Origin of the sequence: Mycobacterium sp. TY814, from assembly GCF_030755175.1 — a bacterium.
Taxonomy (GTDB): domain Bacteria; phylum Actinomycetota; class Actinomycetes; order Mycobacteriales; family Mycobacteriaceae; genus Mycobacterium.
Window position 1 is genome coordinate 1,791,839 of the sequence record NZ_JAUFRY010000001.1, and the last position, 14,665, is coordinate 1,806,503.

Below are 14,665 nucleotides of genomic sequence, written 5' to 3' on the forward strand. Positions count from 1 at the left end.
CTTGCGATCGCCGCTACCCTGACGGCGTCGACCCGCAGCGCCCGGCTCCGCCGCGCTTGCGCCCGGCTCCACCGCGCTTGCGATCGCCGCTATGACACGTACTCGACTTCGCCGTCGTCGAGCACCAGCCGCGGCCCCTGACCTTCGGCGCCGGAAGCCTCGGTGCGGAAGACCGCCTTGCCCGGCCCGGTCTTCCAGATCAAGGTCGACAGCGTCTCCCCGGGGAACACCGGTTTGGTGAACCGCGCGGCGATCGAGGTGATGTTGGCGGCGACGCCCTGGCCCAGTTCGGCCACCAGCGCGCGGCCCGCGACCCCATAGGTGCACAGCCCGTGCAGAATCGGCTTGGGGAAGCCGGCCAGGTTCGTGGCGAACCAGGGATCGCTGTGCAGCGGGTTGCGGTCGCCGGACAACCGGTAGATCAGCGCCTGATCCTCGCGGGTGGGCAGCTCGACACGCACGTCGGGCTCGCGGTCAGGGAACTCCGGAGCCACCGGCCGCTCCCCCTTCTCGCCCCCGAAGCCGCCCTCACCGCGGATGACGAGCGTGGTCAGCGTCTCGGCGACCAGCGTCCCGGAGTCGGGATCGGTACCTTTGCCGCGCAGCATCAGGATGGCGTTCTTGCCCTCGCCCTTGTCCTGGATGTCGACGACCTCCGAGACGACGGACAACTTGCCGGCCGGCGGAAGCGGCGCGTGCAGCCGGACGGTCTGCGATCCGTGTAAGAGCATGGCCCAGTTGAACGTTCCCACCTTGCCGGCGGCCCCGAAAGCCGGGCAGCAGATCACCGCATAGGTCGGTAGCACCTGCTGCGGGATGTCGTGGCTGTTTTCGGTGGTGAAGGAAAGATCCTCGAGCCCGGCTCCCACTCCGAGCGCATACAGCAGCGTGTCCCGGTCGGTCCACTCGAACAGCTGCGGCTTGGTCACCGCTCCGACGGCACTCGGGTCAATCGCCATGCGAGTCTCCTCCAGATGTCAATTCCGCAATTTCGGTGAAGTAACCATCGCAAACCCTTCCCACCGACGGTGTCGGCAGGGCAGGCTATCGCCATGGCGAAGCGCACCTTGGTCCGAAAGGTCTCCCAATTCGTAGCTGTGGCCGCCGTGGCGGTGATCCTGGGGGCCTGCAGCAGCAGCCCGCAGGCACGCAGCATCACCCTCACCTTCATCCGAAACGCGCAGTCCCAGGCCAACGCCGACGGCATCATCGACACCGCGGTGCCCGGCCCCAGCCTCACCGCCGACGGCAAGGGACAGGCGCAGCAGCTCGCCCATCAGGTCGGACACACCGAGTTCGACGCCTTGTACTCCTCCCCCATGGCTGCCGACCAGCAGACCGCCGGGCCGCTGGCCACCGAGGTCGGCCGGCAGGTCGAGGTCCTGCAGGGCCTGCAGTCGATCAACGCCGGGTGGTACAACGGAAAGCCCGAGTCGATGGCGAACTCGACCTACATGTTGGCGCCGGTCCGCTGGGTGGACGGCGACGTGGACACCAGCATCCCGGGCTCGGTGAGCGGCAGCGACTTCAACTCTCAGTTCAGCGCCGCGGTCCGCAAGATCTACGACAGCGGACACAACAAGCCGGCGGTGTTCTCCCAGGGCACGGCAATCATGGTGTGGACGCTGATGAACGTCAGAAACCCCAAGCTGAGCCTGCTCAACAGCCACCCGCTGCCCAACGTCGGGCGCGTGGTGATCAGCGGCAACCCGGTCAGCGGCTGGACGCTGGTCGACTGGGACGGCGTGCGCAGCTTCAACTGAGCGCGCGTCAAGGTTGACGCGGGCGGCGCAATGCCGCCACGATGGGCTGCATGCGGTATGTCGTTACCGGCGGTACCGGGTTTATTGGCCGCCGACTCGTTTCCCGTCTACTCGACCACGATCCCGGCGCGCAGGTCTGGGTGTTGGTCCGCCGCCGCTCGCTGGGCCGCTTCGAGCGTCTCGCCCTGGACTGGGGCGATCGGGCAAAACCCCTGGTCGGGGAGCTGCCGGAGCTGCATCTGCCCGATCAGGTGATCGCCGAGCTCGGACCCGTCGACCACCTGGTGCACTGCGCGGCCATCTACGACATCACCGCCGGCGAGGCCGAACAGCGAGCGGCGAACGTCGAGGGCACCCGCGCGGCCGTCACCCTGGCACAGCGGCTGGGCGCCACGTTCCACCACGTTTCCTCGATCGCGGTGGCCGGTGACTTCCGGGGCGAATACACCGAGGACGACTTCGACGTCGGCCAGAGTTTGCCGACCCCGTACCACCGGACGAAATTCGAGGCCGAGGCCCTGGTACGGAACACGCCCGGGCTGCGCCACCGCATTTACCGCCCGGCGGTGGTGGTGGGCGATTCCCGCACCGGCGAGATGGACAAGGTCGACGGGCCCTACTACTTCTTCGGCGTGCTGGCCAAGCTGGCCGTCCTGCCGTCGTTCACACCGATGATGCTGCCGGACACCGGACACACCAACATCGTCCCGGTCGACTACGTGGTCGACGCGCTCGTGGCACTCATGCATGCCGACGGCTCGGCTTCTCTAGACGGTCAGACGTTCCACCTGACGGCACCCACCACCGTCGGGCTGCGCGGTATCTACCGGGGCATCGCGCGAGCCGCCGGGCTGCCGCCGCTGCGCGGTACGCTGCCGCGCTCGATGGCGACCTCGGTGCTGAAGGTGAGCGGGCGCGCCAAAGTGGTGCGTAACATGGCGGCCACCCAGCTCGGCGTGCCCGCCGAGGTTCTCGACGTGGTCGACCTGGCCCCCACCTTCGTCAGTGACAAGACACGGGAGGCGTTGCAGGGCACCGGGATTGCAGTCCCCGAGTTCGCCGTATACGCGCCGAAGCTGTGGCGGTACTGGGCTGAACACCTTGACCCCGACCGCGCCCGGCGCGACGACCCGAACGGACCACTGGTGGGCCGGCACGTCATCATCACCGGCGCATCCAGCGGTATCGGGCGCGCCTCGGCGCTGGCCGTGGCGCGGCGCGGCGCCACCGTATTCGCGCTGGCCCGCAATGGCGAAGCCCTCGACGAGCTGGTCGAGGAAATTCGCGCGGGCGGCGGGCAGGCCTACGCGTTCACCTGCGACATCACCGATACGGCGTCGGTGGAGCACACCGTCAAAGACATCCTGGGCCGCTTCGACCACGTCGACTATCTGGTGAACAACGCCGGTCGCTCAATCCGCCGCTCGGTGGTCAATTCGACCGACCGCCTGCACGATTACGAACGCGTCATGGCGGTCAACTACTTCGGTGCGGTGCGGATGGTCTTGGCGCTGTTGCCGCACTGGCGTGAGCGCAGGTTCGGTCACGTCGTCAACGTCTCCAGCGCCGGCGTGCAGGCACGAAACCCGAAGTACAGCTCGTATCTGCCCACCAAGGCGGCGCTGGACGCGTTCGCTGACGTGGTGTCCACCGAGACGCTGTCCGACCACATCACGTTCACCAATATCCACATGCCACTGGTGGCGACGCCGATGATCGCGCCGTCCAAGCGGCTCAACCCGGTGCCGGCCATCAGTGCCGAGCGCGCGGCCGCGATGGTGGTGCGCGGCCTGGTGGAGAAACCGGTGCGCATCGACACCCCGATGGGCACCCTCGCCGAAGCCGGACATCAGTTCGCGCCCCGGCTGTCCCGCCGGATTCTGCACCAGCTCTACCTCGGCTATCCCGATTCCGCCGCCGCCCGCGGTGTCGCCAAACCGACCGAAGCCGTTGCCCCGCAACCCCGTAGGCCCAGGCGCCCCAGCCGGGGCGTGCGCGCCGTCCCGCGGGTGGGGGTGCCCAAGCCGGTCAGGCAGATGGCCCGGCTGGTGCCGGGCGTGCACTGGTGATCACTTCTCGCAGGTGAACTGGTCGACGTCGATGTAGCCCATGCGGAACATCTCGGCGCAACCGGTGAGGTACTTGATGTAGCGCTCGTAGACCTCCTCGGACTGCAGCGCGATGGCCTCGTCCTTGTGCGCCGCCAGTGCCGCTGACCAGATGTCGAGAGTCTTGGCGTAGTGCGGCTGCAGCGATTGCACGCGGGTGACGGTGAATCCGTTCGCGGTGGCCCGCTCCTGCACCATCGGTATCGACGGCAGCCGACCACCCGGAAAGATCTCCGTCACAATGAATTTGACGAACCGGGCAAACTCGAACGTCAGCGGCAGACCGCGTTCCTTCATCTCCAGCGGGTGCAGCCCGGTGATGGTGTGCAACAGCATGATTCCGTCATCCGGCAGCAGGCGGTGCGCGAGGGTGAAGAACGCGTCATAGCGCTCGTGCCCGAAATGCTCGAACGCGCCGATGCTGACGATGCGGTCGATCGGCTCGTCAAACTGCTCCCAGCCTTGCAGCAGAACACGTTTGGTGCGCGGGCTGTCGGATTTCGCGAACAGCTGCTCGACGTGATTGGCCTGGTTCCTGCTCAGGGTGAGGCCGACGACGTTGACGTCATAGCGCTGCACCGCGCGCATCATGGTGGCGCCCCAGCCGCATCCGACGTCGAGCAGGGTCATGCCCGGCTGCAGTCCGAGTTTGCCCAGTGCGAGATCGATCTTGGCGATCTGCGCCTCTTCCAGCGTCATGTCATCGCGCTCGAAATACGCGCAGCTGTAGGTCTGGGTGGGGTCCAGGAACAGCCGGAAAAAGTCGTCGGACAGGTCGTAGTGCGCCTGAACGTCGTCAAAATGCGGGGTCAGATCATCGGGCATTCGCCCAGCGTATCGTGGCGCCGGTGAGCGCAATATTCGTCGATGTCGACACCGGCATCGACGACGCCCTCGCCCTCATCTATTTGCTGGCAAGCGACGCCGATCTGGTGGGCATCGCCTCCACCGGGGGCAATATCGCGGTCGAGCAGGTGTGCGCGAACAACCTTGGCCTGCTGGACCTGTGCCGGGCCGCCGCCATCCCCGTCTCCCACGGAGCCGACCGGCCGTTGAACGGCGAGCGTCCGCGGCGCGGGGATTTCCACGGCCCCAACGGTGTGGGATATGCCGAGCTGGCGCGCAGCGATCGGCGGCTCACCGAGCACGATGCCGCGACGGCCTGGGTGCGCGCGGCACGCGCTCATCCCGGCGAGCTGGTCGGGCTGGCGACCGCGCCCTTGACGAACCTGGCGCTGGCCCTGCGCATGGAGCCGGCGCTGCCGAGCCTGGTGCAGCGACTGGTGATCATGGGTGGTGTGTTCGACGGCCAAGGTCCGCCGGAATGGAACATCGGGGTGGATGCGGACGCGGCGGCCGAGGTGTTCGCGGCCTGGGCCGGCCAACCACGACTGCCCGTCGTGTGCGGGTTGGACCTGACGCGCAAGGTGGTCATGACGCCCCCGATGCTGGACGGTCTGCCCGCCGCGTCGCCGGTGATCCGGTTCATCCGGGAGGCGATGCGGTTCTACTTCGAGGTGTACCGGGACCGTGGCCTCGGGTACCTGGCTCATCTGCACGATCCGCTGGCCGCGGCCGTGGCGCTGGACCCGCAGCTGGTGGTGACCAGGACCGCCACGGTGCACGTCGAGGTGGCAGGCAACCCGGGCATGACCTCAGCCGACTGGAATGGCGCAGGAAAGCCGAACGCACAGATAGGCATTGACGTCGATTCCGAGGCATTCTTCGCGCGGTTCATGTATCGGGTCGGAGAGTTCGCCAACCGGTTGCGCTGACCGGCGGCTATCGGACGCTCCGGTTTGGGGTGCTGTTTCCAGGGTATCTTCGGACCGTGCCGGCGGGCGGTGCCCATCGCCCAGACACCGCCCCTTACCCGGCCACAAGACCGGAAGTCAAGGTCAAGGAGCTGAAACCATACCAACAGTATGGCACATGCGTCCCAAAAAATACCGTTGAACGGTTGCGCAATTGACCCCTGACCCCCTAATTTATAAGCACGGTGAGATTCAGATCACGTATGAGGCGACAAAGCAACGAAGCGTTGGTCACAACTTGGTCTGCACCGCGGGGAGGCGGCCGCACATCACGGCCGGATAGTGAGGGGAAGACTTCGTGTCAGGAACACGACCGGCCGCTCGGCGGCTGAACCTTGTCGCCGTCAGCAGCGCCCAGCACGCCGAAGACGGCGGCGAACGAGGTTGGGTATCACAGGGCCTGTGCAGGTCCAAAGACCCCGATGAGCTGTTCGTGAGCGGAGCGGCGCAACGCCAAGCGGCCGCCATCTGCCGACACTGCCCGGTATTGCGGGAGTGCGGCGCGGACGCGCTCGACAACAAGGTCGAATTCGGCGTCTGGGGCGGCATGACCGAACGGCAGCGCAGGGCCCTGCTCAAGGAGCACCCGGACGTCGTGTCGTGGTCGACCTTCTTGAACAAGCGCAAGTCGCGCTCCGCCGGCTAGTCCGGCGCAGCAGTCATCATTACTTTTCTGTTACAACGCCGATCGCCAATCTTGGCCCGACTGCCGAAACCCGCACCACTGCAACGGATCCGCCGAATTGAGCGGGCGCTCCGGAGCGGCTGATTTTTCACCGGCGGTAAATCCGCAGCATTTCGGCTGATCAGAGTGCGTTCTCACTCGTAGATTCCCTCCAAGAACCACCTCCTCTGCCGGTAGCACAGCAAAAGCGCCCGCTCGCTCTCCAACAGCACTTGGGCACGAGCGACACGGTTGACTCGCTGCCCGGCCTCTGGCCGGTCATCCCACCACCGCTCGTCGACGGGCCATGGCCCGGCCCACCACCGCAGCTGGTCGTCCCGACCCCGGACGGCCAGCCGGGCAGGATCGGCGGAGAACACGCCCCGGCTGGTCACCCGAACCGGATTCCCTTGAACATCAAGCAATTCCACGGGGTCGTCGACCAGCACCGCCGGCGACGGCTCGGGCAGTTGACCGGGCCACGGCTGAGCAGGATCAGCACGCGGCACCGGTTCGTCACCCAGCGGGGTAAACGTGATTCGCTCGGCCGGCCCCCGTCCACCGGACAGCACCGGCACCTGCACCGCCTCCGGGCCCAGCAGTCCCTGCACCCGTACCAGCGCCCGCCGGGCCCGAAGCCTGTCCTCCTCACCAAGACCACCCCACAACGGCAGTTGCAGCGCCCCGGCCGAGACCACTTCGACGGCCTGCAACCGCAACAGCGTCACCGGCCCACCCAAAGGGCGGCCCCGAGCGATCCGATGACTCAGCCATCCATCGAGTTGCCAGCGCACCCGGTCGGCGGTGGCGTCCTCGGTCAACGGTTCGGCGCACCGCCACACCCGGCTCAGCTCCTCACCGGTGGCGGTGACCGCGTGAATGGCCAGTCGGGTGCACCCCACTCCGGCGGACAACAGCGCCTGGTGCAGCGTGGCAGCCAGCGAGCGCCCCGCGAATGCCGCAGCGTCCACCCGGTCGATCGGCGGATCGCAATCCAGCACCGCACCGAGTTCTTGCGGTGGTTCGCGCCCGGAGGGCCCCCGTTCCGATTCACCGCTGGCGAACCGGTGCGCAGCCACCGCGTCGGCTCCGAACCGGGAAGCGACGTCGGTGCGCGACAGCGCGGCGAACTGCCCGATGGTGCGAATTCCCATCCGCCACAACAGATCTGCCAGCTCGTCCCGTCCCGGACCGGACAGGCTGGGCTCGGTGGCGAGCTGGCGGATCGACAGCGCCGACAAGAACCGTGCATCCCCTCCAGGCTCTATCACCCGGCCCGCACGCGCGGCGAAGACGGCGGTGGACAAGCCGTCGGCGATGCCGACCTGACACTCGGCGCCGGCCGCGGCCACCGCGTCGATCAACCGCTCGGCCGCCTGCTGCTCGGACCCGAAGAATCGGGCCGCGCCACGCACCGGCAACACCAGAAGGCCGGGCCGCAGCACCTCGGGGCGGGGCACCAAATCCTCCACGGCGGCAATCACCCCTTCGAAGAAGCGGGCGTCGCGGTCCACGTCGGCGGCCACGATGTGCAGTTCCGGACACCGTGCCCCAGCCTCCCGCCGCCGCAGCCCGCGCCGCACCCCGGCCGCCCGGGCCGTCGCCGAACAGGCGATCACCCGATTCGCCAACGTCACCGCAACCGGATCCGTCGCGGATTGGCCCGCGGCCGCCGCCGCCGCGACCGCGGGCCAATCCATGCACCAGATCGCCAACACACGGGAAGCCATCAGAGTCAGCCGGTTCGCGCTCGATCGGCCGACCGTCCGCAACGGCTGATCTGCAGTCGTACCTCACTGATGCGCCCCACCCCTGGAGGAGTCGCGCCCCCGAAAGACGGAGTCAGTTCGTAGCCGCAGACCCGGGCTTCCAGTCGCGTCGACGCCCCTTCCCAGTCACCGTCGGTGACCAGCACCGTGCATCCCTTCTGCCGGGCACGGGACACCACCGCCCGCGCCCGGGTGCGCGTCACCCGACGCCCCCCCAGGCCGAGGACCACCAGATCCATGCCGTCGATGAGCACCGCGGCCACCTCAACCGGATCGTTTCCCGGGTCCGGCACCACCGCGATCCGGCTCAGGTCCGCCCCCATTTCCACGGCGGCCAGCAACCCGATGTCCGGCTGCCCGATGATCACCGCATTCCCGCCGGCGGCTGTCACCGTGGCCACCATGCGCAGGGCCAGCGACCGCGCTCCCGTCAGCACCGCCACCGTTCCGCGCGGCAACGGCGCCGTACCCACCGGCACCGGATCCTCAGCGGGGGCGGTATCCTTCCCAGATAATGCGGCGATCTTCTGGCGCAGCTGTTTAAGCTGCTCAGCACGGCTTTCCTGGTGTTGATCGGAGGCGAAAGCCGCAGTCATGACCAGCCTCCCAACCAGATGTTTTCGAAAGTATGTTCGATACGTTTCGAGTAAACACCCACCCCCCGACAGCGTCAAGGCGCGGACGGGGACGCCGGGTGCACCTCCGCCGGCCCGCCCTGGTGCTGGTGTGGCTGCTGATAGCCGGCGGCACTGTTGTGGCGCATGGTTCAGCAAACGCCGAGCCAGGCATCTGCCACCCGGCCGAGCTGTTCGTCGCCGACAACAGCGATTCACCCGGACGCGATGAGCCATGGTTGTTCGAACTCCCGGCGGGAGCCACGCTCGCGCTCAACGGCGCGCCGGTCTCGGGTTCGGTTCTCGTGGACGGCGTCTTCTGGTCCGACGAGATGCAGCAGGTCACCATCGAACGGGCACGCGAGTTCCATGTGTGCGCTGTCGACGAACCCGCGCTGCACGCCGCCGCCGAGGCCGTGCGTCGCCAATTCAACCAGCAGGCGGTGCTGACCTTCGATTACCCGACCGAGGATGCACGCGACGCACACGCGACCCTCATCACGGTGCCCGGCATCGATTTCGCACGCTTCCGTGACGCGTTCATCGCCGACGAGGCCGCACACCACCAATTGCTCGGTGGATCGGTCACCACCACAGTCGACCCCGCACTGATCCTGGTCACGCGCAACAGCGATCTGGACATCGCGCGCCGGCTCGTCGAGGCTTCCGGCGGCGACTGGGCCACCGCCGTCATCGCATACGGCGATCGCGAAATCGTCCGATAACGGCCGCTAGTTGGCTGCCACTCCGGTCGGGACCGGAAACGCCGCCGGGATCGGGACTCCCGGCATGAATCGCTGAAAGAGCGAGGTGGCAATCGCCCCGATCTCATCACTGAGGGGGTACATGTGGCGATATTGCAGTACCTGCTTGCCGATCAATCCGAGCCGCTCCTCGAAGGTCGGCACCCGGGCGGGATCCAGCAGCGGGTTGTTGAACGGCGGACGGTCGGCGCGCTGGAACTCGAAGGCGGCGCTGATCCGCGGCGCCGAACCCAGCCGGCTGCCGCGCCCACCCCAGTGCAGTACCGCCTGATTCCAGGCCAGCACCGAACCAGCCGTCGCCGGCAGTGCCCGGATGTCCTGCGGGTTGTAGACGACGGTGTTGTTCTCGCCGTCCCACCGGCGTTGCCGGAACCGGTCGTCGAGGTGCGCGGGCAGCATATACATGCATCCGTTGAGCGGGGTGGCATCGGTGAACGGCAGCCAGACCGTCAGCGTGTGGGGCGAGTTGTCGTCATCGAGAGTGGGAATCACCCGATCGCGGTGCGGACCCCAGCCCAGCGCGTTCTCGTTGGGGTTGACATGCCAAACCCAGAAGTCGGGCAGCGCCTGATAACCCTCACCCAGCACCGACGTCAGGAATCGCGAAAGACCTTGGAAGGCAAGCCATAACTCGTCATAGACGAACGCGAACGCCAGCGGGATGCCGCGCTGGAACAGCGTCGAGACGGCATAGCGGATCGGTGCGATGGTGGCTTCCGACAGAGCGCCGGCCACCTGGACGTAACCCTCGCGCTTCAAGTTGGCCAGCAGTGGGTCGATTTCGCCGACCGCGGCCGGTCTCGCGTAGCCGCCGGCTTCGATCGACATCCCCGGGCACAACTCGCCCCAGAACTCGCGACGCTCCGCGTGAGCAGCGGAAAGGCTACCGATCATCGCGATATCGTATCCCAGCACCGCCGCTGCGGAGGTCCATCAGATCAGGGGAGAAACTATTCCCACTCGATGGTGCCGGGCGGTTTGCTGGTGACGTCCAGCACCACCCGGTTCACCTCGCGTACCTCGTTGGTGATGCGGGTCGAGATCCGCTCCAGCACCTCATAGGGCACCCGCGTCCAGTCCGCGGTCATGGCGTCCTCGCTGGACACCGGGCGCAACACGATCGGGTGCCCATAGGTACGCCCGTCACCCTGCACGCCCACCGAGCGGACATCGGCCAGCAGCACCACCGGGCATTGCCAGATCTGGTTGTCCAGTCCCGCCGCCGTCAGCTCTTCCCGGGCGATCAAGTCCGCGCGCCGCAACGTGTCCAGCCGGTCGGCAGTGACCTCGCCGACGATCCTGATGCCCAGTCCGGGGCCCGGGAACGGTTGGCGCGCAACGATTTCCTCCGGCAGTCCCAGCTCCCGGCCCACCGCGCGCACCTCGTCTTTGAACAGCAACCGCAGCGGTTCGACGAGTTTGAACTTCAGGTCGTCGGGCAGACCGCCGACGTTGTGGTGGCTCTTGATGTTGGCGGTGCCGCTGCCGCCGCCGGACTCCACCACGTCCGGATATAGCGTCCCCTGCACCAGGAAATCAACTTCGCTGCCGTGCAACACATCCCGCACCGCGCCCTCGAACGCCCGGATGAACTGCCGGCCGATGATCTTGCGCTTACCCTCGGGATTGCGGACACCCGAGAGCGCCTCGAGGAAGGTCTGGGCGACGTCCACGGTGACCAGGTTCGCTCCCGTAGCGGCGACGAAATCACGCTCGACTTGCGCGCGCTCGCCGGCGCGCAACAGCCCGTGGTCGACGAAAACGCAGGTCAGCCGGTCGCCGATGGCGCGCTGCACCAGCGCGGCGGCCACTGCCGAATCCACCCCACCGGACAGTCCGCAGATCGCCTGCCCGTCACCGATCTGCTGACGCACCTGCTCGATCAGCGCGCTGGCGATATTGGCCGGCGTCCACTCCGCGCCGATCCCGGCGAAGTCGTGCAGAAATCGGCTGAGCACCTGTTGGCCGTGCGGGGTGTGCATCACCTCGGGGTGGTACTGCACGCCGGCCAGGCCACGGTCGCGCGCCTCGAAGGCGGCCACCGCCGCCCCCGCGCTACTGGCCACCACCTCGAATCCCTCCGGTGCCGCCGTGACGGCGTCGCCGTGACTCATCCACACCGGCTGCACCCCGGGGAGATCCGAATGCAGTTCGCCGCCAAGGACTTTCAGTTCGGTGCGGCCGTACTCGCTGGTGCCGGTGTGCGCGACGGTGCCGCCGAGCGCCTGCGCCATGGCCTGGAATCCGTAGCAGATTCCGAACACCGGCACCCCGAGGTCGAACAACGCCGGATCCAGCTGCGGGGCGCCCTCGGCGTAGACACTGGCCGGCCCGCCGGACAGTACCAGCGCCAACGGTTCGCGGGCGCGGATCTCCTCGACCGTGGTGGTGTGCGGGATCACCTCGGAGAACACCCGCGCTTCGCGGACCCGTCGGGCGATCAACTGGGCGTACTGAGCACCGAAGTCGACCACCAATACGGGCCGCGGCGAGGCTGATTCCACGGGCACCGAGTTTAGCCATGTGACGGACTCCACGGTTGTCAACCTGAGTTGACGAAGATCACAACCGCTCCTATAGTCCCCTGGGTCGTCTACTCACGTTGACAGTTTGGATGGTAGGTGGTTGTGGTGGATTTCCTGGTCTCGCCGCCGGAAGTCACGTCTGCACGCATCGCGCGCGGACCAGGTTCGCTGCCGCTGCTGGCTGCGGCAGCGGCATGGGAGGGGCTGGGCGAGGACCTGGCGTCCACGGCCGACGCGTTCACGTCGGTGGTGTCGAATCTGGCGGAATCGGCATGGCAGGGAACCTCGGCGACAGCCATGGCAGAACTGGCGTTCTCGTACGTGTGCTGGTTGCGGGACGCCGCGACGGGTGCCGCGCAAGCGGCCCGCCAGGCGACAGCCGCCGCTGCCTCTTACGACACGGCACTGACCGCCACCGTGCCGCTGGAGATACTGGCGGGCAACCGGACTCAGTTGCTATCGCTGGTCGCCTCCAACATCCTGGGGTTCAATGCGCCTGCGATAGCCGCCACCGAGGCGGCGTACGAGCAGATGTGGGCCCAGGATGTGGCCGCGATGGCGGACTACTACGCCGGTGCCGTGGCCGCGGCCGCTGCGCTCACACCGTGGCAGACGCTCATCCAGCCCTCAGGTGCCGCCTCGGCGGTGTCGGCCACGTCGGCGGCTTCGGCGCTGTCCGCCACATCGACGGCTTCGGCCGCGGCGCCCAACGTCACCCTGGTGATCGGCGGCAGCGGATTCCCGTTGCCATCACAGAGCTACGTGAACACCGTCATGGCCAACTACGTCACACCCAATTTCCCGGCCTTCACCGTGACCAACGCCCAGGCCCTGCTGACACCCGCGCAGTCGTACTGGATCACCGGCATCAAGACCCTGACCGAGGAAGCGTCCTGGGCGCAGGGGCTGACGATTCTCGACAGCGCAATCCATACCCAGTTGGCAGCGGGCAATACCGTTGTCGTTCAAGGGTTCTCGCAGGGCGCCGGGATCGCGTCGCTGGAGATGGCCAACCTCAAAGCCGCCGGCGTGCCCAGCGATGCGGTGAGCTTCTCCCTGGTCGGGAACCCGATGAACCCCAACGGTGGGCTGTATTCACGCTTCGACGGCCTGACCCTGCCGAGTTTGGGCAAGATGTTTCCAGGCTCCACCCCGGCCAATGATTATCCGACCGTCGTGTACACGATTGAATACGACGGCTTCGCCGACTTCCCCCGCTACCCGCTCAACTTCGTCGCCGACGCCAACGCGATGCTCGGCGCGCTCTACGTTCACCCGCTGTACCCGACCCTCACGCCGGCACAGGTCGCCACCGCTGTGGAGTTGCCCACCGAGGGGCCCACCATGACGAAGTACTACATGATCCCCACTCATAACCTGCCGCTGCTCGAGCCGTTACGAACCTCGTTCCTGGGCAATACGATCGCCGATCTGATTCAGCCCGACCTGAAAGTGATCGTGAACCTCGGCTACGGCGACCCCGACTACGGTTACTCGACCAGCCCGGCCAATGTCCCCACCCCGTTCGGACTGTTCCCGAACGTCAGCCCCGTGACCGTCTGCAACGACCTGGTCACCGGAACCCAGCAGGGCATCAGCGCCGCCTCCGCCGATCTCAGCACCTGGCACCCACCGTCGCTGCCGAGCGTGTCGGCGTCCGGTGTCCCCCACCTGAGCCTGCCGGCATTGCAGCCGCTGTCGGTCGACGGCTTCATCCAGGGCCTGCAGACAGCGAACACCAACATCACCACCGCCGCCACCAGTGCCATGGCGTCGGCGTACTCGACGCTGCTGCCCACCGCCGACACCTTGACCGCCATCGCCGTCTCACTGCCGTCCTACGACGTGAACCTGTTTCTGGACGGCATCAGGCAGGCCGTCGCCGGCGATCCGGCAGGCCTGATCAACGCGGTCGGGTATCCCCTCGCCGCCGACACCGGACTGCTGACCTTCCTCAGCTTCTTCCTGGCCTACGCCTACTACGGCGCAGCCAAGTCAATCGTCAGCGATGTCGCCGGGATCCTGTAGCTGGCGGCTACCTCGATCGCGCGTCGTTGCGGTGCTGAGAGCCGCCAGAACCGGCGCACGCGGTACCAATTTCCCGGCCGCCTGGGCCGAATAACGCCCGGCGGGTCGGGCCGGTGCCCGGCGGTATGATCGCCGGGGTAGCGGACGGATCGATCAGGGGCTAAAAGGGTGCGGGTCACGGGCAGAATTGTGCGGTTTGACGGGGTGCGTGGTTACGGGTTCATCACCCCGGATATCGGCGGTGAAGACGTGTTCCTGCACGTCAACGACCTCGAGATGGAGAAAGGCCGGGCCGTGCGGGGCGCCCAGGTCTCTTTTGAGATTGACGAAGGAAATCGAGGAAAATTCGCGCGGGAAGTACGTTTGTCGAACGGTTCTGCGCCCGTTGACGACGAGCCGTCAGCAGCCGGCGACGAATATTTCGACGTGCTTTCGCCCGAAGAATTCCGCAACACAATTACCGAGAAGCTATTACACATAACTCCAGCACTGAATGCTCAGCAGATCCTCGCGGTGCGGAGCAGCTTTGAAGAGGTGGCCCGCAAACACGGCTTAATAGATTCATAGTTTGCCGCCGGCGCCTCACCGGGCATGTGGAGGGGTGTTGCCAACTACA

Annotated in this window: 13 protein-coding genes; 7 read left to right on the top strand and 6 right to left on the bottom strand. The window is 66.9% G+C overall.

Going from position 1 to position 14,665, the window contains the following annotated elements; all coding sequences use genetic code 11:
- Positions 1 to 89: 89 nt before the first annotated feature.
- Positions 90 to 959, bottom strand: coding sequence for a MaoC family dehydratase (locus tag QXH22_RS07745; RefSeq protein ID WP_306242122.1), 870 nt, complete (start codon positions 957 to 959; stop codon positions 90 to 92).
- Positions 960 to 1,052: 93 nt separating this feature from the next.
- Between QXH22_RS07745 and QXH22_RS07750 the strand changes: the two genes are divergently transcribed.
- Positions 1,053 to 1,763, top strand: coding sequence for a histidine phosphatase family protein (locus QXH22_RS07750; protein ID WP_306242123.1), 711 nt, complete (start codon positions 1,053 to 1,055; stop codon positions 1,761 to 1,763).
- Positions 1,764 to 1,813: 50 nt separating this feature from the next.
- On the top strand, positions 1,814 to 3,832 hold the full coding sequence (locus QXH22_RS07755) for an SDR family oxidoreductase (RefSeq protein WP_306275292.1): 2,019 nt from the start codon (positions 1,814 to 1,816) through the stop codon (positions 3,830 to 3,832).
- Here the strand turns inward: QXH22_RS07755 and cmaA1 are convergent, their stop codons facing one another.
- Positions 3,833 to 4,696 carry a cyclopropane mycolic acid synthase CmaA1 gene (cmaA1, locus tag QXH22_RS07760; RefSeq protein WP_306242126.1) on the bottom strand — a complete coding sequence of 288 codons (864 nt, stop codon included), beginning with the start codon at positions 4,694 to 4,696 and terminating at the stop codon, positions 3,833 to 3,835.
- A 14-nt stretch (positions 4,697 to 4,710) separates the two neighbouring features.
- On the opposite strand from cmaA1, the gene QXH22_RS07765 reads away from it, so the two are divergent.
- Positions 4,711 to 5,646, top strand: a complete 936-nt coding sequence (locus QXH22_RS07765; protein WP_306275293.1) for a nucleoside hydrolase — start codon at positions 4,711 to 4,713, stop codon at positions 5,644 to 5,646.
- Positions 5,647 to 5,983: 337 nt separating this feature from the next.
- Positions 5,984 to 6,331: a WhiB family transcriptional regulator gene (locus tag QXH22_RS07770; protein WP_371934165.1), complete on the top strand. Its 348-nt coding sequence runs from the start codon at positions 5,984 to 5,986 to the stop codon at positions 6,329 to 6,331.
- Positions 6,332 to 6,504: 173 nt separating this feature from the next.
- On the opposite strand, the gene QXH22_RS07775 is transcribed toward QXH22_RS07770, so the two are convergent.
- Together QXH22_RS07775 and QXH22_RS07780 are read right to left on the bottom strand one after the other, a co-directional pair.
- Positions 6,505 to 8,082 (bottom strand): DNA polymerase Y family protein, encoded by a 1,578-nt coding sequence (locus QXH22_RS07775; RefSeq protein WP_306275990.1) that lies wholly within the window; start codon positions 8,080 to 8,082, stop codon positions 6,505 to 6,507.
- 2 nt (positions 8,083 to 8,084) lie between these two features.
- Complete coding sequence (locus QXH22_RS07780; protein WP_306242128.1) at positions 8,085 to 8,714, bottom strand: hypothetical protein; 630 nt, start codon at positions 8,712 to 8,714, stop codon at positions 8,085 to 8,087.
- Positions 8,715 to 8,746: 32 nt separating this feature from the next.
- Between QXH22_RS07780 and QXH22_RS07785 the strand changes: the two genes are divergently transcribed.
- The gene (locus QXH22_RS07785) at positions 8,747 to 9,457 is read left to right on the top strand and encodes a hypothetical protein (RefSeq protein WP_371934166.1); all 711 of its coding nucleotides are present in this window, start codon (positions 8,747 to 8,749) and stop codon (positions 9,455 to 9,457) included.
- A gap of 6 nt (positions 9,458 to 9,463) precedes the next feature.
- Here the strand turns inward: QXH22_RS07785 and QXH22_RS07790 are convergent, their stop codons facing one another.
- Together QXH22_RS07790 and guaA are read right to left on the bottom strand one after the other, a co-directional pair.
- Positions 9,464 to 10,390 (bottom strand): phytanoyl-CoA dioxygenase family protein, encoded by a 927-nt coding sequence (locus QXH22_RS07790; protein ID WP_306275295.1) that lies wholly within the window; start codon positions 10,388 to 10,390, stop codon positions 9,464 to 9,466.
- Between the two features lie 56 nt (positions 10,391 to 10,446).
- Positions 10,447 to 12,000: a glutamine-hydrolyzing GMP synthase gene (gene guaA / locus QXH22_RS07795; RefSeq protein WP_371934167.1), complete on the bottom strand. Its 1,554-nt coding sequence runs from the start codon at positions 11,998 to 12,000 to the stop codon at positions 10,447 to 10,449.
- Between the two features lie 126 nt (positions 12,001 to 12,126).
- On the opposite strand from guaA, the gene QXH22_RS07800 reads away from it, so the two are divergent.
- Positions 12,127 to 14,049 carry a PPE family protein gene (locus QXH22_RS07800; protein WP_306242134.1) on the top strand — a complete coding sequence of 641 codons (1,923 nt, stop codon included), beginning with the start codon at positions 12,127 to 12,129 and terminating at the stop codon, positions 14,047 to 14,049.
- 168 nt (positions 14,050 to 14,217) lie between these two features.
- A complete protein-coding gene (locus tag QXH22_RS07805) occupies positions 14,218 to 14,616 on the top strand; it encodes a cold shock domain-containing protein (protein WP_306242135.1) in 399 nt (132 codons plus the stop codon).
- The last annotated feature ends 49 nt before the right edge of the window (positions 14,617 to 14,665 follow it).